This window comes from Cohaesibacter sp. ES.047 (assembly GCF_900215505.1).
Classification (GTDB): Bacteria; Pseudomonadota; Alphaproteobacteria; order Rhizobiales; family Cohaesibacteraceae; genus Cohaesibacter.
This window is the reverse complement of sequence record NZ_LT907844.1, coordinates 645,489-662,322: the sequence shown is the minus strand read 5'-3', so window position 1 is coordinate 662,322 and position 16,834 is coordinate 645,489. Positions and strand designations below refer to the sequence as shown.

Here is a 16,834-nt window from a genome sequence, read left to right as displayed (position 1 = left end):
AATTATAATGCTGCGCTTGTGGTGCTGTCCTGTCCGGTTTCTTCTTCATCTGAAGCCAGATGTTCGAAGATATTCTCGGCGGAAACAACACCAACCAGCCTGCCGTCATCATCGGTTACGGCCAAAGGCATACCGGTTTGCGCTTCTGAATAGATTTCATTGAGATAAGCGTCTTGAGGTACGGTCGGTGGATGGGCATGCATGATGTCCATGACGCGCGTTGACGGCTTGGCATTCTCAACGTCACTTCGCGTCAGAAGTCCGGCTGGAACGCCATCCTTGACCACATGAATGATCTCGGTTCCGGTCCGGTCCATGGCTGCCGTTGCATCGGAAACTCGCGCGGTGAGTGAAACGCGAGAGGCATCCTCGGCAATGTCGGACGCGGTGTAAACGCGGCTGCGGTCAATATCGGCAACAAACGCTCTCACATAGGCGTCTGCCGGATCGGAAACAATGTCCTGAGCCGTTCCCACCTGAACGAAAGCGCCGTCTTTCATGATCGCGATGCGATCACCCAGAAGCAGGGCTTCGTTGAGATCGTGGGTGATGAAGATGATGGTTTTCTGCAGCTCGCGCTGGAGAACGACCAGTTCATCCTGCATCTCGCGGCGGATCAACGGATCAAGCGCACCGAACGGCTCATCCATCAACAGGATTTCCGGATCATTGGCCAGACCACGTGCCAGACCGACACGCTGCTGCATGCCGCCCGAAAGCTCGCCGGGATAGCTGTCTGCATGAGCATCCAGCCCCACTTTATCAAGGGATTCAAGTGCTGTCTTGTAACGTTCCTCTTTGGGAACCCCGTTGACCTTCAAACCGAAGGCCACATTATCCAAGACAGTCTTGTGCGGAAAAAGCGCGAAATGCTGGAATACCATGCAGCATTTCTCACGCCGAACCTTTCGAAGCTCTTCCTTTGTGCAAGAGGCCACGTCGACATCGTCGACCCAGATTTCCCCTGCTGAGGAAGGGATCAAGCCGTTCAAAGTGCGTACCAGTGTGGACTTGCCGGATCCGGAGAGACCCATGATCACGAAGATCTCGCCTTCGTTCACGTCAAAGCTGACATTGTTGATCCCGACGGTGACGCCGGTTTCGCGAAAAATCTGCTCTTTGCTTTGTCCTTGCTGAACGCGCTTCCAGCCTTCACCACTCTCATCATTAAAGAGCTTGGAAACGTTCCTAACTTTCATTTTAATAGGCATGGGTAGGGATTTAACACACTCGTGCTCGAAAGGAAACAGTGATCACAATTTTCGTCTGTCAACGTCGGAGTAAAAACCAGCCATAGCGTTGAAGCTCTCCCAGTCAGAAAAGTGGGGGATCGGCACCATATGGTTGCGGCGCGTGTAGCCGACCATCCCTTCAACATTACCTTTGTCATTCCCCTTTCCCGCCCCTTTCCCGGGCGTTCATAGCGATCCCGGAACAGGTAATGCGACAGCAGCGCGCTGAACAACGTAGCGCGAAGGCGTGTTCCATCCGGCTCTATCGTAGAGACCAGACAGCAGTCGGTATCATCAAGGATTGATTGCGGCACTCCGCCAAAAAAAGCAAAGGCATGAACATGCCCGTCCATCCAGGCCTCCGCCGTTGCCGATTGGATGGAAAAATATTCTCCATTTTGCGCTGCATCTTTGCAACAGGGGGCCGTGATTTCTGAATCGTGCCTTTTGTTGGCGAACTATTCCTCACTATCCAGAAAAGTTGGCAACAGATTTCTCGCACTTCTCCATTGAAGCTCTTACATTGTGGGGACAGCATTTCTCCGCGCACCTGACTGCGCGGAGAAAACACGAGACATAAGGCACTTTCCACTCAGCTTTCCATGCCATTCGATCTGATCGGAAAGTGCCTTGGAGCAAACAAAGAAAAGACGACCAACGCAGCTTCCCTCTGGCTCGTCACAGGAAGGCAGGTTGGTCCCTTCGCGAGGAAACAATCATGACACATACACCGATCAAAACCGAAGGGCGCGGTCGCATCTATGATTCCATCATCGACACCATCGGCAATACGCCTCTGGTGCGCTTTGACAAGGTTGCCAAGGAATATGGCGTGAAAGCCAACCTCATGGGCAAGCTTGAATTCTTCAACCCCCTTGCCAGCGTCAAGGATCGCATCGGGGTCAACATGATCGCCAGCATGGAATCTGCAGGCACCATTGAGCCGGGCAAGACCACGCTGATCGAACCGACTTCCGGCAACACCGGCATCGGGCTTGCCTTCGCGGCGGCCGCCAAGGGCTATCGTCTTGTCCTCGTCATGCCCGAAACCATGTCGATCGAACGCCGCAAGATGTTTGCCTTCCTTGGCGCGGAGCTTGAGCTGACCGAAGGCCCCAAAGGCATGAAGGGCGCCATCGCCCGTGCTGAAGAGCTGCTTGGCGAAATCGAAAACGCGGTCATTCCGCAGCAGTTCCAGAATGCTGCCAACCCGGAAATCCACCGCAGCACCACCGCCGAGGAAATCTGGAACGACACCAATGGCGAAGTGGATGTCCTGATTTCCGGCATTGGCACCGGCGGCACCATCACCGGTGTTGGCTCGGTCCTCAAGGAGCGCAAGCCCTCGGTTCATGTGGTCGCGGTCGAGCCGACCGAAAGCCCGGTGCTCTCGGGCGGCAACACGGGCCCGCACAAGATTCAGGGCATTGGCGCCGGGTTCGTTCCCGGTGTGCTGAACACCGAAATCTACGACGAAATCGTCACGGTCGCCAGCGAAGATGCCTTCTCCTACTCGCGCGCTCTGGCGCGCATTGAAGGTGTTCCGGGCGGCATTTCCTCCGGTGCAGCATTGGCCGCGGCAATCGAGGTGGGCAAACGCGACGAGATGGCGGGCAAGAACATTGTCATCATCATTCCAAGCTTTGCCGAGCGCTATCTCTCGACCGCCCTTTTCGATGGCGTCTGAGATGGTTCGGCCCTGTGATCCGCAGATAGCAAGGCCACCCAATTGAATGATTCAAGCCATCTCGACCGGCGTGTAAAAGCTGGTTGAGGTGGCTTTTTTTGTGCTAGCATTTTTGCAACTGGGGCTATGAAAGACGAATCGATGAGAAGCCCCGACCCGTCATGGAGAAGGTTCATTGCCGCTGGATCCTTGCATTTCGCGGGACCACGGTATTTCAAGCACAAGGCTGCAGGCTGCCGATACACTGATCGTATCGGAGCCGATATGAAACGGAGAGCCTATCGATGCCAACCATTGTGACCCGTCAAAGCCTGCTGTTTCGCCTTTGTCTTCTTCTCTGTCTGTTCCTGCCGATCTCCGCCGCACGGGCTGGCGACGCGGCGGAATTTCGCTCGCATGGCTTTTCCTCTGATCAGAACGGGCGCTATTTCGCCTTTGAGGAATTTGGTGTTCAGGACGGATCCGGTTTCCCCTATTCCAACATCTACATCGTTGATCTCAAAAACGACAGCTGGGTGTCCGATACCCCGATCCGCGTGTTGATCGAGCAGGACAATCAGCCCATGCTCGCCGCGCGCATCCGGGCCTTCGAAGAAGCAACACCCCTCATGCAGCGCTACAATATTTCGACGACCGGCGTGTTGATGGCTGCCTCCCCCCTCAATGAGCATGGCAAGAAGGATGAGCTGGTCTTCAACCAGACCATCCATCCCATGCTGACCGGTCAGCCAGGCCCCTATCGTCTGCAATTGAGCAACATCGATGTTCAGGATCTCAATGATTGCGCCACGCCGAACGACCGTGTTATGGGATTTGCTTTGTCCATGACCAAGCCCGACGGCACGCAGGTGGATCTTCATGATGAGGGCAGCGCCCCCAAATCCCGTGGATGTCCGGAGCGCTATCATCTGATTGCGGCCTTCGCACCCGATCGCCATCTTGGCAACCATTACGGAGCCGCCCTCGTCGGTATTTTCAGTCGCGGTTTTGAAGGTCCGGATCTGAGATATATAGCCGTTCCCTTCTCTTTCTAGTCTCAGGGGCTCCTTCAGTCTCCGAGGCTCCCTCGAACACAACAAAGAGCCAAGTCATGCTCGACGATCTGGAACTTGAACGCTACGCACGTCACATCCTGTTGCGGGATGTCGGGGGTGCGGGGCAGCAGAAACTGAAACAGTCCCGCGTACTCGTGGTCGGAGCTGGCGGATTGGGCTCACCCGTGCTGGCCTATCTCGCCGCTGCTGGTGTGGGTGTGCTGGGCAGCATCGATGATGACGTGGTTTCGCTGTCAAACCTGCAAAGGCAGGTCATCCACGATACGGAAAGCATCGGTGAGCCGAAGGTGGAAAGCGCCGCTCGCAGTCTTGCGCGCATCAATCCCCATGTTGAGATCAGGACGCACCAGACGAGGCTTGACACGACGAACGGGCTCGCGCTCATTGGTGAATACGATCTTGTGATCGATGGCACAGACAATTTCGACACGCGCTATGCGGTGGCTGACCTTTGCGAAGAGGCGAAAGTGCCGCTGATCACCGCTGCGGTGGGGCTGTTTGATGGCTCGATCACGACGCTCAAGCCCTTTGAAAGCGACGAAAAAGGCAAGCTCAACCCGCGTTATCGGGATCTGTTTCCCAAAAAGCCCGAGCCGGGCAGCATTCCCTCCTGTGCCGAAGCGGGTGTGCTTGGTGCGCTCACCGGTGTCATCGGTTCCCTACAGGCGGTGGAAGCCATCAAGGAAATCGTCGGCCTTGGTGAGGGATTGGTCGGTCGACTTTTGCTCTATGACGCCAGATCGGCCCGGTTCGAGACCATCCGCTATCGCCGCAGGCCAGATAAGGCCAGATAAGGCCAGATAAGGCCAGATAAGATCAGAATAGGCCAGATAAGGTCAAATGGATCGCGTGCGTGACGGGGGGGCATCTCGCCCCCGCCTTCTATAGCATCGACATCAACACGCGATCGGGCGGGCGATGGCCATCCATGAAGGTCTTGATGTTGATGATGACCTTGTCGCCCATATCGGCACGTCCTTCCTTGGTGGCCGACCCCATGTGCGGGATCAGCACCACGCGATCACAATCGACCAGCTTCGGATTAACCGCCGGTTCATGCTCGAACACGTCAAGCCCCGCCCCGGCGAGTTCGCCATTGAGCAGCATGCGCGTTAAGGCATTTTCGTCGATCACCTCACCGCGGGCCGTGTTGACCAGATAGGCATCCTGCCTGATCAGCTTCAAACGGCGCGCCGAGAGCAGATGATAGGTCGCCGGAGTGTGCGGACAATGGATGGAAATGACGTCCATGCGGGCGAGCATCTGATCAAGACTGTCCCAATAGGTCGACTCCAGCTCCTGTTCGATGGCCTCCGGCAATCGCCGGCGATTGTGATAATGAATCTGCATCCCGAAAGCCTTGGCCCGGCGGGCGACGGCCTGACCGATTCGACCCATGCCGATGATCCCGAGCCTTTTGCCCCAGATGCGGTTGCCCAGCATCCAGGTTGGTGACCAGCCAGTCCAGGACGGCTTTTCCTTGATGACTGCAACGCCATCCATCAGGCGGCGGGGCACGGCCAGCATGAGGGCCATGGTCATATCCGCGGTATCCTCGGTCAGCACGCCGGGGGTGTTGGTGACGGTGATAGAGCGCGCATTGGCGGCGGCCACATCGATATTGTCGACACCATTGCCGAAATTGGCAATAAGCTTGAACGAGTCACCGGCCTGCGAAATGACGTGGGAATCGATCCGGTCCGTGACCGTCGGCACCAGCACATCGGCCATTTTGACCGCCTCGACCAGCTCTGCCTGACTCATCGGCCTGTCACTTTCATTCAGGCGCGTGTCGAACAACTCGCGCATCCGTGTTTCCACAACATCAGGAAGCTTGCGCGTCACAACAACGATAGGCTTGGTTTTCGCCATAGGTTTGCCCTATTCATGCCTCATTGCACAGAGCCGCCGCCGGGGAGATGGATGACAGAGAAGACAGACCGCAGTCTTGTCTTTCGTGTCGTGTCCAATCACCTCTCGGGTGTGACAAGCGCTGTGCGACTTTGGTTTGCAGCGCACAAAAATCACGCCAAATTTAACAGTGGGATCGATGCTATAAGCAAAGTCGGGCTCTTGGCCAGTCATTACATGGTTTGAGAAGGGCTTAACTTTCGCGGGCTTTTTCAATGAGGGTTAAAGGAATCTTTAGCGCTGAAAGCCTATCCTTGCAGAAGTTTTTGCATAGCAGCGAGACAAAGGGACGCAACGCGCGAGATCCAGAATGAAGAAGAGACAGATCCTTGCGAAATTGATGTTGGCAGCGACCCTTTTGATGGTGATGTCTTTGCCGTCGTCCGCTCAGACAAGGATCGGCCCATCCGGCCTCAAGCTGCCTCGTTTTGTTTCCTTGAAATCCGATCGGGTCAATGTTCGGGCTGGTCCGTCCACCGACCATAAGGTTCTCTGGGTGTTCCGCCGGGCAGGGTTGCCGGTGGAAATCATCGAGGAATCAGACAATTGGCGCAAGATTCGCGACAGCGAAGGGGAAATGGGCTGGGTCTATCATTCCCTGTTGTCGGGGCGCCGCACTGCCCTCATCAGCCCCTGGCAGACGGCTGGCACGATTGTGCCCTTGCGCGCAAAACCAAAAGAAAGCACGGCCACCACCGCCAAGGCACAGATCGGCGTTCAGGTCGATGTCAATCAGTGCGAAAATGAATGGTGCGATGTCGGCGTTCAGGGCTATGAAGGCTGGATCAAGTCCAACCTTTTGTGGGGCGTCTACCCAAGAGAAGAGATCGAGTAGCGCGTGTCGCGCCTGAGATCCGTATCCATAAGCGCCAAGCCAAAAAAAACGCGCAATCAAAAAGGGCCTTCCTTTTGTCAAAGCAGGCCCTTTTGGCGTCGTGCGGTCAGATTTGGCTGAAGATGATCAGGTATCTTGTTTGCGGCGCAGCCGAACGACAACGTCAACACGAGTGATTTCCATGCCTTCGGGCACTTCAGGCAATTCGGAAACCCGCAGACTGTCCGGAATATCGACCACTTTGCCGTCTTCTTCCATGTAGAAATGATAGTGGTCCGACACATTGGTGTCGAAATAGGTCTTGGTGCCTTCCACAGCCACTTCGCGCAGCAACCCGGCCTGCGTGAACTGATGCAGCGTGTTGTAGACCGTGGCAAGTGACACCGAGACATTGACGCGTTCGGCCTCTTCGTGCAGCAATTCTGCCGAGACATGCCGGTCGCCCTTGGCAAAGAGCAGCTCAGCCAGCGATAATCTCTGACGGGTAGGGCGCAATCCGGCTCCGACCAACAGGTCGCGTGCCGAGCGTTTGTCAAATGTTTCTGTCTCTGCGTTCATACTCAACAGGTCCTTGATGTCTTGCTTCGCTCTGTCCCGTGCGACACCTTTATCAGGATCGAATGGCCAGGCCTTCATCGACAGAAGCGGGCGGTCAACGCACCGTAGTGCTGCAGATATAGTATTTTTTGCAGACTTCGGCAAGAGAACGAAAGGCGGCGAGGGGTCGTAAAGGCTGAAACGCTGCCGATTTTCTCGATCAAGCCCGATAAAGGATGCTTGAAGGGCGCACAAAACGCTCCTGTAATCTCGATCAGGCAGGACCTGTGAGGGACTGAGATGCACTTGATTGGTGCGGAACCTGTGTATCAGCACACAAACTTGGCAGAACTACTCCTTTTTGCCTGATTTCTCTGTAGAACAAATGTTAACTTAGTCATTGGCGAGCCTAGTGCTGCCCAAAAGAAAAGGCTATAAGCAAACTCAGAAGGCGGACATGCAATGCCCCGTCGAGTTCGGAGCAGCTGTTTCCGGCTCCGACAGGCGTTTTGCCTACAGTGGACATCAGAATGATTGTTGACTGATTTACCTCCCGCATCAAAGAAGACACCGCCCAACATATGGGCGAACTGAAAAGGATAAGAGTGGAAACCGCATGGAACAGCGCCAATCCAGCTATACCTACGAAGAGATTCTGACCTGCAGCCGCGGTGAAATGTTTGGGCCGGGCAACCCCCAGCTGCCCTTGCCGCCAATGCTGATGCTGGACCGGATTACCGACATTTCCGAACAAGGTGGCGAGTACGAGAAGGGCAATATTCTGGCTGAATATGATATCAACCCTGAACGCTGGTTTTTTGACTGCCATTTTCAGGGTGATCCCGTGATGCCGGGCTGCCTTGGACTGGATGCGCTTTGGCAGATGACCGGCTTTTATCTCGGCTGGTTGGGATTGCAAGGCAAAGGTCGCGCCATTTCCGTTGGTGAGATCAAGTTCTCCGGCATGATCACGCCATCGACAAAGCTTGTTCAATATGGTGTGGACTACAAACGCGTCATGAAGGGCCGTCTCAATCTGGGTATTGGAGATGGCTGGGTGAAAGCCGATGGCGAGACCGTCTTCAGCGCCAAGGATTTGCGCGTCGGTCTGTTCAAGGACGCCTGATCAGACACCCCGACGACAAGGGCGGACCTCCGCCGAGACTTTATTCGACCCGCGATCCGACCAAAGCCAGGGGCAGGCTGCCAACATAAGGCCTTGAGACAAGCAAAGCGCATCACGATGATCAGATGCAACCTTGTCGAGGCCATCGGCAACGCCCACCTAAGGCACAAGTCAGTCATATGAATCGCGACAGAACCAAAGCGCCCCGAAATTTGATAGTGAGGCCAAGATTATGAAACGTGTTGTCATTTCCGGCTTGGGTATTGTTTCCTCTCTGGGAAACGACGCTGACGCCGTCACCGCATCGCTCAGAGATGCCAAATCCGGTATTTCCTTTTCCCAGGACTTTGCCGATCATGGATTCCGCAGTCAGGTCTGGGGCGCTCCGGACATCGACACGACAGAGCTTGTTGATCGTCGCGCCAAGCGCTTCCTGTCCAAGGGTGGGGAATGGAACCACATTGCGATGGTTCAGGCCATTACCGATGCGGGCCTCGAGCAGGACGACATCACCAACGAGCGGACCGGTATCATCATGGGCTCCGGCGGCCCGTCAACGCAGACCGTCGTCGGTGCTGCGGACATCACCCGCAAGAACGGTTCGCCCAAGCGCATCGGGCCTTTCGCCGTGCCCAAGGCCATGTCGTCCACCGCATCTGCGACCCTTGCGACCTGGTTCAAGATCCACGGTGTGAACTATTCCATTTCTTCGGCCTGCTCCACCTCCGCGCATTGCATCGGCAATGCCTATGAACTGATCCAGATGGGCAAGCAGGACATCGTCTTTGCCGGTGGTCATGAGGATCTCGACTGGACCATGTCGAACCTGTTCGATGCCATGGGCGCCATGAGCTCGAAATTCAACGAGACACCCGAAACCGCGTCCCGCGCCTTCGATGCCACACGTGATGGCTTCGTGATTGCTGGCGGGGCTGGTGTTCTGGTGGTTGAAGAACTCGAGCATGCCAAGGCCCGTGGTGCCAAGATCTATGCCGAAATCGTCGGTTATGGTGCAACGTCCGATGGCTACGATATGGTGGCTCCGTCTGGCGAAGGCGCAAGGCGTTGCATGCGTCAGGCCATGTCCACCCTCGATGGCAAAGTTGACTATATCAACTGCCACGGCACCTCCACGGTGGTTGGCGATACCGCCGAGATCGGTGCCATCAAGGAAGTCTTTGGCGACGATCAGCCTTACACCGCTTCGACCAAGTCCCTTTCGGGCCATTCCCTCGGGGCGGCCGGTGCTCAGGAATCGATCTATTCGCTGCTGATGATGCAGGCCGGTTTCATTGGCGAGTCGGCACACATCACAGAGCTTGATCCGGAATGTGTTGGCATGAACATTGTCCGCGAACGGATCGAGAAGCCGATCGACGTGGCTCTTTCGAACTCCTTCGGGTTCGGTGGCACCAACGCGACGCTGATCTTCCAGCGTTATAACGGCTAAAGGCGAACCAAGATGAGCGGATTAATGCAAGGGAAGCGCGGCCTGATCATGGGCGTCGCGAATGCAAACTCGATTGCCTGGGGCATTGCCCAGACACTTCATGACCAGGGCGCCGAACTGGCCTTTACCTATCAGGGAGACGCGCTGGGAAAGCGCGTCAAGCCGTTGGCTGAAAAGGTCGGATCCAATATCGTTCTGCCATGTGATGTTGAAGATCTGGACTCTGTTGATGCGGTCTTCGACACCTTGAAGGAAACGTGGGGCAAGATTGACTTCATCGTTCATGCCATCGGCTTTTCCGACAAGAGCGAGCTCAAGGGGCGTTACGCGGATACCAGCCGGGACAATTTTTCCCGGACCATGGTGATTTCCTGCTTCTCCTTCACCGAAGTGGCCAAGCGGGCCGCCGAGTTGATGACAGAAGGCGGCTCCATGATCACAATGACCTATGCTGGCTCAATCCGTGTCATGCCCAACTACAATGTTATGGGTGTTGCCAAGGCGGCGCTTGAAGCATCGGTGCGCTATCTGGCTGCAGACTTCGGGCCAACCGGCATTCGCGTCAATGCGATTTCTGCCGGACCGGTTCGGACATTGGCCGGGGCAGGCATATCGGATGCGCGCATGATGTACAACTATCAGCGCGACAACAGCCCGCTGAGGGATGTTTGCACGATTGAGGATGTGGGCGGCACCGCTCTCTATCTTCTGTCTGACATGTCCAAAAAAGTCACGGGCGAGACCCATTTTGTGGATTCCGGGTACAATTGCATGTCCATGCCGACGCTGGAATCCTTGTCCAAGCTCTACTAGTCGGCCATAGAGCGCAGATGACCAAACAATTTCAAGGAGGGCGTTGCCCTCCTTTTTTATACACGTATAAGGAGAAATTTAACCAAGCCCATTAGGCTCACTTTTAGAGGTTTTGGTATAGGCTGCCCGAAATGACAGATGCATCAGGTTTGGTATGATCAGCTTTCTGGCAAAATTTGACAAGGGCATGAGACGGCAAATCCTCGCGATGGGAGGGTTGATCGTCGTCAACTTCATCATCGCACTCGCTGTCATTGTATCGATCGAAAATCAGGATACCCGAACCTTGTTCATCGTACAGATGGCGATGATCGGGGTGATCTCGGCGTTTTCCTGCCTGTTTCTTCTGCACTTGAACCGCGACCGGCTCAATGCGGGCAAGGCGCTGGACAGATTGTCCTCCAAAGACAAGCTGACCAGTATTGCCAACCGCGAGGCATTCCACGAACAGTTGGAGCACCGTGTCGAGCAGAACAAGGACCAGTTCCCCTTTGCGCTGTTTTGCTTCGATATCGACCGGTTCAAGGAACTGAATTCTTTTCTGGGTTATACCTCTGCCGATCTGTTGCTACGGCAAGTGGGAGAGCGCCTTGACAAGCTGGCTTGCTACGATCGTGATGCGGCGCGGCTGAGCGGTGACGAATTTGCCCTCATTTTAACGTATGATGGCAGCGATGCCGATCTCGAAAACAAGGTCTGCGATGTCTTTGGTGCCCTCTACAAATCCTACAAATGCCACAACCAGTCTGTCGATCTGACATTTTCGGTCGGCCTCACCCTGTTTCCAGACGATGCTGTCGACGCAGACCAGCTGTTCCAGAATGCGCATTTTGCTCTTGAGCGCGCAAAGCAGGACGGGTTTGACAGAATTTATTGCTACGATGACGTGGCCGACCCCAAGATGCTCGACAGCCATTTTCTGTCCCATGACATGGAAAGAGCGTTGCAGGATGGCGAGTTCAGGCTCTACTACCAACCGCAATATAGTTTCGCCAACGGTGAGTTGGCCGGCTTCGAGGCGCTGATCCGCTGGCATCACAAGGACCGGGGCATCATTTCGCCAACCGTCTTCATTCCCATTGCCGAAAAGAACGGTCTCATTCTGCCTCTGTCCGATCTTATCCTGAGAATGGCCTGCGAAACCGCAAGCCGGTGGGTCAATCCGCTCAAGGTGGCCGTCAATCTGTCTCCTGTTCAGATGCAGCAGTGCGAAATCAATGAACGGGTATCTGAGATCCTGATTGATACCGGTCTTGATCCCAATCGTCTGGAGCTGGAAGTCACCGAAAGCCTGTTCATCGACATCGATGACCGGGTTGCAACCGATCTTCGGCGTTTGCGGAAAAAAGGGATCTCGATTGCCCTTGATGACTTCGGCACGGGCTATTCGTCGCTCGCCTATCTGACAAGTTTTCCCTTTGACAAGATCAAGATTGATCGCAGCTTTGTGCAGAATCTTGCCACAGACAACAGCTGCATGGCGATCATTTCCGCAGTCATCGGCATGGGCAAGAGCCTCGACATGCGCATCACAGCGGAAGGCATCGAGGACGAGAAAGCCTACGAGATGCTGCGCCTAGCCGGCTGTGATGAAGCGCAAGGCTATTTGTTGGGCAAGCCTCGGGATCTTTCGGTCGAGCCTGGCGAGGAAATGGAAAGGCCAGCGCGGGATATTGCCATATCGGCCTGAGACCTGTCTGTCACGCACTTGACGGCCTGAGCGTTCTGTCCTTCAAATTCAGCCATCATATGCTAGTCACTGAGCATCGCTCAATCGACCGCCCATTAGCCCATTTTTTCATCCTACAGCAGCAATGACGTCTCTCGTTTTTTAAAGGAGCGGGCACACGCGCTTGCCGGATGAAAATGCGTGTTCTTGAACAAAACTTTGGTTTTCGCGGCTAGGTCTAATGCACGCAGGGCGAGTATTAAACTATAACTTCGCGCAAGCGTCTGAATTAAAAGAGGAAACTGACAGGTTAAATTGGCGATACTGTTCAAAAAGCACTTTGTTAACCAGATAATTTTCCCTTTTTTTTAGAAGCGCTTCGTATTCTTCAGCAAGGTTTACAATAGCTGAGCATGATAATGCGAGAACCTTCGATGACATCTGCATCCCTCAACCCAAAGGGCTATGCAGCCGCGAAAATGGCCATCTTTGTCATGCTGATTGGCGTTGCCATCTCATTTTCAAGTTCGGCCAATCCGCAAACGAGACAACTAACGATTCTGGCCATGGGGGCCTTTGCCGCATACTTCTGTCTCTATCTGGCCTATGCCTACGACAAGCTGCGCAAAAAACATCGCCAGCAGGTCGACGAAATCAAACGCTCTGACAGTCTCACAGGACTCGCCAATCGGCAGTTGTTTCTCTCTTCGATGTACGAGCGCCTCAGGTCAGCCAGTTTCCAGAACAAACCCTTCGCTCTGCTCATTGTTGATATTGATCGCTTCAAGGAGCTTGATACGATTCTTGGCACCGAAAATGGCGACCTCTTGCTGCAGGAATTTGCCTCCAGGCTGCAGCATTTCCAAAATCAGAAATTTCTGGTCGCGCGACTGTCGGGAAACGAGTTTGCCATCATTCTGGAAGATCGCGGGTCCAGCGCCTCGTTGGAAGAACGCATTCAGATCCTGCATTCCTATCTCAAGCAATCCTATCGTTTTCATGGTCGCCCCATCGATATCACTGTGTCCGGCGGCTATGTGCTTTTCCCCCAGCACGGCTATCGAGCAGATTCGCTTCTGCAACAGGCCAAAATGGCGTTGCTGCGCGCCAAGCAGGAAGGGCGTGATCAGATCTGTGTCTTTGAGCAGCGACAGGATGTGCGCGCTCACATTGACCACCAGCTATCGCAGGAAATGGGCAAGTCCATCACTCAGGGCGAGTTCCACCTGCATTATCAGCCCCAGTTCTGTACCGAAACCGGGCGCCAGACGGGATTTGAAGCCCTCATGCGCTGGGATCATCCTCAGCGGGGCTGGGTTTCGCCCGGTTCGTTCATTCACCTCGCAGAGCGCAATGGCATGATCCTACCCCTGTCCGAATTTGCTCTGTGGGAAGCCTGCCGCCGAGCCGCAAGCTGGAAACAGCCCCTTCGGGTTGCGGTGAATCTGTCGCCGATCCAATTCAAGAAAACCGATCTGGTGTCGACCGTTCAGCGCATCTTGCGGGAAACCGGTCTTTCGCCGAAGCGCCTTGAACTCGAGGTGACCGAAAGTCTGTTCATTCATACCAGTCAACGCACCATTGAAACCTTGCGCCAGTTGCGTGACATGGGCATCACGATTGCCTTGGATGATTTCGGAACGGGCTACTCGTCTCTGAGCTATCTGTCGGCGTTCCCGATCGACAAGATCAAGATTGACCGCTCCTTTGTCAGCGAACTGGCACAGAACAACGGCAATATGGCAATCATTTCTGCCATGATCGGCATCGGCAAGAGCCTCGATATCGAAATTCTGGCCGAGGGTATCGAGGACAAGGAAACCCTTGAAATGCTGAGGATTGCCGGCTGTCAGGAAGCACAAGGCTTTCTGTTGGGCCGCCCGCGCGATCTTGACGCCGAACCCGGCTTCGAGATGACCTTGCCTGAACCCGAGATCCAGCCGAGCAAACTCAAGTTGATCAAGAATCGCAATCTCTGCGCCTGAAGTTTTGATCCCGGTTGAAGGGGATAAGGCTGGAGGCATATGGCAGTCATGAAAAAGGCCCGTCAGTTTTCTGACGGGCCTTTTCCGATAGTCATTGCATTTCACGCAAGGGTGCGCTGGCCGAAGCCTTACTCGCCCTTGTCGTCCGACTTGATTTCCTCGCCGGACTCCTGATCCACAACCTTCATGGACAGGCGAACCTTGCCGCGATCATCAAAGCCCAGAAGCTTGACGAAGACGCTATCGCCTTCCTTGACCACGTCGGTGACCTTGTTGGTCCGGGTCGGGGTCAGCTGCGAGATGTGCACGAGGCCATCGCGCGCGCCGAAGAAGTTCACGAAGGCGCCGAAATCAACGGTTTTGACCACTTTGCCTTTGTAGACTACGCCCACTTCAGGCTCGGCGGCAATGGATTTGATCCAGTTGAGTGCAGCGGTGATGGCAGCACCATCGGACGAAGCAACCTTGATGATGCCGTCGTCGTTGATATCGACTTTGGCGCCGGTTTTCTCAACGATTTCACGGATCACTTTGCCGCCAGAACCGATCACTTCACGGATCTTGTCAACCGGGATCTGCAGGGTTTCGATGCGCGGTGCGTGCTCGCCGACTTCAGGACGGGCCTCACCCAGAGCAGTGCCCATTTCGCTCAGGATATGCAGACGGCCGCCTTTGGCCTGCTCAAGAGCAATCTGCATGATCTCTTCGGTGATGCCGTCGATCTTAATGTCCATCTGCAGTGACGTGATGCCTTCAGAGGTACCAGCCACTTTGAAGTCCATGTCGCCAAGATGATCTTCGTCACCGAGAATATCGGAGAGGACTGCGAACTTGTCGCCTTCCTTGATCAGGCCCATGGCAATACCGGCAACAGGTGCCTTGAGCGGAACGCCAGCATCCATCAGAGCGAGTGAGGTGCCGCAGACGGTTGCCATCGAGGAAGAACCGTTGGATTCGGTAACTTCGGAAACCACACGCAGGGTGTAGGGGAACTCGTGATGTGCCGGAAGCATCGGATGCACAGCGCGCCATGCAAGTTTGCCATGGCCGATTTCGCGGCGTCCCGGAGAGCCCATGCGGCCAGCTTCACCCACGGAATAGGGGGGGAAGTTGTAGTGCAGCATGAAGGTTTCCTTGTAGGTCCCACTCAGGCTGTCAACGAACTGTTCGTCATCACCGGTACCAAGCGTTGCTACGACCAATGCCTGGGTTTCACCACGGGTGAACAGGGCAGAGCCATGGGTGCGAGGCAGGAAACCAACCTCAGAGGTGATCTGGCGCACGGTGGACAGGTCACGACCGTCGATACGGCTGCTGGTTTCGATGATCTGGCCGCGAACGATTTTCGCTTCGGCTTTTTTGAACAGATCGCCGACAACAGTTTTTTCAGCAGCATTCTCGTCTTCGGGATCGCAGAGCGTTTCGAAGACTTTTGCCTTCACTTCGTCGATGGCTGCATAGCGTTCGGTCTTGGCAGCGATCTTGAAAGCAGCGGCGAGGCCTTCACCAGCGATGTCTTCAACCTTGGCAGCCAGTTCGGAATAGTCCGGCATGGAGAATTCACGCGGTTCCTTGGCGGCTTTCTCGGCGAGCTTGATGACCGCATCGATGACCGGCTGGAAGCCGCGATGACCGAACATAACCGCATCGAGCATGGTTTTTTCGCTGAGGTTCTGGGCTTCTGATTCCACCATCAGAACAGCGTCCTGCGTACCAGCGACGATGAGGTCCAGCTTGCTGTCTTCCATCTGGTCGATGCGCGGGTTCAGCACATATTCGCCGTCGATCAGGCCAACACGGGCACCACCGATCGGACCCATGAAAGGCACACCGGAAATCGTCAGGGCAGCAGAAGCGGCGACCATGCTGACGATGTCCGGGTCATTTTCCAGATCATGGCTGAGCACGGTGAGGACGACCTGGGTTTCGCATTTGTAACCGGAGACGAACAGTGGGCGGATCGGACGGTCGATCAGGCGAGAGACAAGGGTCTCTTTTTCGCTCGGACGGCCTTCACGTTTGAAGTAGCCACCCGGGATCTTGCCGGCGGCATAGGCTTTTTCCTGATAGTTCACTGTCAGGGGGAAGAAATCCAGACCCGGCTTGGGCTGCTTTGCAGACACGACTGTTGCAAGCACGGTCGTGCCGCCCAGAGTGGCGACAACGGCGCCATCAGCCTGACGGGCAATCTTGCCGGTCTCCAGAGTGAGGGTTTCATCGCCCCACTGAATTTCTTCACGTTGGATATCGAACATTCATATGTCCTTTCTTGGACGCTCCTGTCCGGATTCGGATAATCCGGGAGCATGATTTTTTCATTTTTCTCACGGGCAAGACAACGAGGGGCTCTGTTGATTGCGTGGGGAAAGCCGCTGGCAATCCTGCCTGTGAGCGATGTGAATCGCTGCCCCCTCCACGGGGGCTGACTCTGTTTAACTGCTCCGCACAAGATGTGCCAGAGCGACGCGCCTGTTTCTCCTCAGGATTGCTGTCAATTTATGGCGCAACCCAGAAGACGCAGGCCTGCGGATCTT

Annotated in this window: 13 protein-coding genes and 1 pseudogene; 9 read left to right on the top strand and 5 right to left on the bottom strand. The window is 55.1% G+C overall.

Annotation, left to right across the window (positions count from 1 at the left end; all coding sequences use genetic code 11):
- Window positions 1-2: 2 nt before the first annotated feature.
- Together CPH65_RS02875 and CPH65_RS24080 are read right to left on the bottom strand one after the other, a co-directional pair.
- Window positions 3-1,199, bottom strand: a complete 1,197-nt coding sequence (locus tag CPH65_RS02875) for a glycine betaine/L-proline ABC transporter ATP-binding protein (protein WP_244574524.1) — start codon at window positions 1,197-1,199, stop codon at window positions 3-5.
- A 99-nt stretch (window positions 1,200-1,298) separates the two neighbouring features.
- Window positions 1,299-1,606, bottom strand: a pseudogene (locus CPH65_RS24080) (IS21 family transposase); the annotation flags it as partial.
- Window positions 1,607-1,950: 344 nt separating this feature from the next.
- Between CPH65_RS24080 and cysK the strand changes: the two are divergent.
- From cysK to CPH65_RS02855, 3 genes are all read left to right on the top strand, one after another.
- The gene (gene cysK / locus CPH65_RS02865; RefSeq protein ID WP_096172044.1) at window positions 1,951-2,919 is read left to right on the top strand and encodes a cysteine synthase A; all 969 of its coding nucleotides are present in this window, start codon (window positions 1,951-1,953) and stop codon (window positions 2,917-2,919) included.
- 284 nt (window positions 2,920-3,203) lie between these two features.
- On the top strand, window positions 3,204-3,953 hold the full coding sequence (locus CPH65_RS02860) for a DUF2259 domain-containing protein (RefSeq protein ID WP_096172043.1): 750 nt from the start codon (window positions 3,204-3,206) through the stop codon (window positions 3,951-3,953).
- A gap of 56 nt (window positions 3,954-4,009) precedes the next feature.
- Window positions 4,010-4,768: a molybdopterin-synthase adenylyltransferase MoeB gene (locus CPH65_RS02855; protein WP_096172042.1), complete on the top strand. Its 759-nt coding sequence runs from the start codon at window positions 4,010-4,012 to the stop codon at window positions 4,766-4,768.
- A gap of 88 nt (window positions 4,769-4,856) precedes the next feature.
- On the opposite strand, the gene CPH65_RS02850 is transcribed toward CPH65_RS02855, so the two are convergent.
- Window positions 4,857-5,846, bottom strand: a complete 990-nt coding sequence (locus CPH65_RS02850; RefSeq protein ID WP_096172041.1) for a D-glycerate dehydrogenase — start codon at window positions 5,844-5,846, stop codon at window positions 4,857-4,859.
- A 349-nt stretch (window positions 5,847-6,195) separates the two neighbouring features.
- Here CPH65_RS02850 and CPH65_RS02845 point away from each other — a divergent pair, with 349 nt between their 5' ends.
- Window positions 6,196-6,720: an SH3 domain-containing protein gene (locus CPH65_RS02845; protein WP_096172040.1), complete on the top strand. Its 525-nt coding sequence runs from the start codon at window positions 6,196-6,198 to the stop codon at window positions 6,718-6,720.
- A 126-nt stretch (window positions 6,721-6,846) separates the two neighbouring features.
- Here the strand turns inward: CPH65_RS02845 and irrA are convergent, their stop codons facing one another.
- Window positions 6,847-7,278, bottom strand: coding sequence for an iron response transcriptional regulator IrrA (gene irrA / locus CPH65_RS02840; RefSeq protein WP_096176192.1), 432 nt, complete (start codon window positions 7,276-7,278; stop codon window positions 6,847-6,849).
- A 595-nt stretch (window positions 7,279-7,873) separates the two neighbouring features.
- Here irrA and fabA point away from each other — a divergent pair.
- The 5 genes from fabA to CPH65_RS02815 all read left to right on the top strand — a co-directional run bounded on the left by fabA (window position 7,874) and on the right by CPH65_RS02815 (window position 14,300).
- Complete coding sequence (gene fabA, locus CPH65_RS02835; RefSeq protein ID WP_096172039.1) at window positions 7,874-8,383, top strand: 3-hydroxyacyl-[acyl-carrier-protein] dehydratase FabA; 510 nt, start codon at window positions 7,874-7,876, stop codon at window positions 8,381-8,383.
- Window positions 8,384-8,615: 232 nt separating this feature from the next.
- Complete coding sequence (gene fabB / locus CPH65_RS02830) at window positions 8,616-9,833, top strand: beta-ketoacyl-ACP synthase I (RefSeq protein ID WP_096172038.1); 1,218 nt, start codon at window positions 8,616-8,618, stop codon at window positions 9,831-9,833.
- A 12-nt stretch (window positions 9,834-9,845) separates the two neighbouring features.
- Window positions 9,846-10,646, top strand: a complete 801-nt coding sequence (fabI, locus tag CPH65_RS02825; protein WP_096172037.1) for an enoyl-ACP reductase FabI — start codon at window positions 9,846-9,848, stop codon at window positions 10,644-10,646.
- A 154-nt stretch (window positions 10,647-10,800) separates the two neighbouring features.
- On the top strand, window positions 10,801-12,336 hold the full coding sequence (locus CPH65_RS02820) for a bifunctional diguanylate cyclase/phosphodiesterase (protein ID WP_096172036.1): 1,536 nt from the start codon (window positions 10,801-10,803) through the stop codon (window positions 12,334-12,336).
- Between the two features lie 413 nt (window positions 12,337-12,749).
- Window positions 12,750-14,300, top strand: coding sequence for a bifunctional diguanylate cyclase/phosphodiesterase (locus CPH65_RS02815; RefSeq protein WP_172891442.1), 1,551 nt, complete (start codon window positions 12,750-12,752; stop codon window positions 14,298-14,300).
- A 128-nt stretch (window positions 14,301-14,428) separates the two neighbouring features.
- Here CPH65_RS02815 and pnp read toward each other — a convergent pair whose 3' ends face one another.
- Window positions 14,429-16,555: a polyribonucleotide nucleotidyltransferase gene (gene pnp, locus CPH65_RS02810; RefSeq protein WP_096172034.1), complete on the bottom strand. Its 2,127-nt coding sequence runs from the start codon at window positions 16,553-16,555 to the stop codon at window positions 14,429-14,431.
- Window positions 16,556-16,834 lie beyond the last annotated feature (279 nt).

Coding starts and splice junctions, on each gene's coding strand:
- CPH65_RS02875 (WP_244574524.1), bottom strand. CDS start 1,199: ATGAAAGTTAGGAACGTTTCCAAGCTCTTTAATGATGAGAGTGGTGAA.
- cysK (WP_096172044.1), top strand. CDS start 1,951: ATGACACATACACCGATCAAAACCGAAGGGCGCGGTCGCATCTATGAT.
- CPH65_RS02860 (WP_096172043.1), top strand. CDS start 3,204: ATGCCAACCATTGTGACCCGTCAAAGCCTGCTGTTTCGCCTTTGTCTT.
- CPH65_RS02855 (WP_096172042.1), top strand. CDS start 4,010: ATGCTCGACGATCTGGAACTTGAACGCTACGCACGTCACATCCTGTTG.
- CPH65_RS02850 (WP_096172041.1), bottom strand. CDS start 5,846: ATGGCGAAAACCAAGCCTATCGTTGTTGTGACGCGCAAGCTTCCTGAT.
- CPH65_RS02845 (WP_096172040.1), top strand. CDS start 6,196: ATGAAGAAGAGACAGATCCTTGCGAAATTGATGTTGGCAGCGACCCTT.
- irrA (WP_096176192.1), bottom strand. CDS start 7,278: ATGAACGCAGAGACAGAAACATTTGACAAACGCTCGGCACGCGACCTG.
- fabA (WP_096172039.1), top strand. CDS start 7,874: ATGGAACAGCGCCAATCCAGCTATACCTACGAAGAGATTCTGACCTGC.
- fabB (WP_096172038.1), top strand. CDS start 8,616: ATGAAACGTGTTGTCATTTCCGGCTTGGGTATTGTTTCCTCTCTGGGA.
- fabI (WP_096172037.1), top strand. CDS start 9,846: ATGAGCGGATTAATGCAAGGGAAGCGCGGCCTGATCATGGGCGTCGCG.
- CPH65_RS02820 (WP_096172036.1), top strand. CDS start 10,801: ATGATCAGCTTTCTGGCAAAATTTGACAAGGGCATGAGACGGCAAATC.
- CPH65_RS02815 (WP_172891442.1), top strand. CDS start 12,750: ATGACATCTGCATCCCTCAACCCAAAGGGCTATGCAGCCGCGAAAATG.
- pnp (WP_096172034.1), bottom strand. CDS start 16,555: ATGTTCGATATCCAACGTGAAGAAATTCAGTGGGGCGATGAAACCCTC.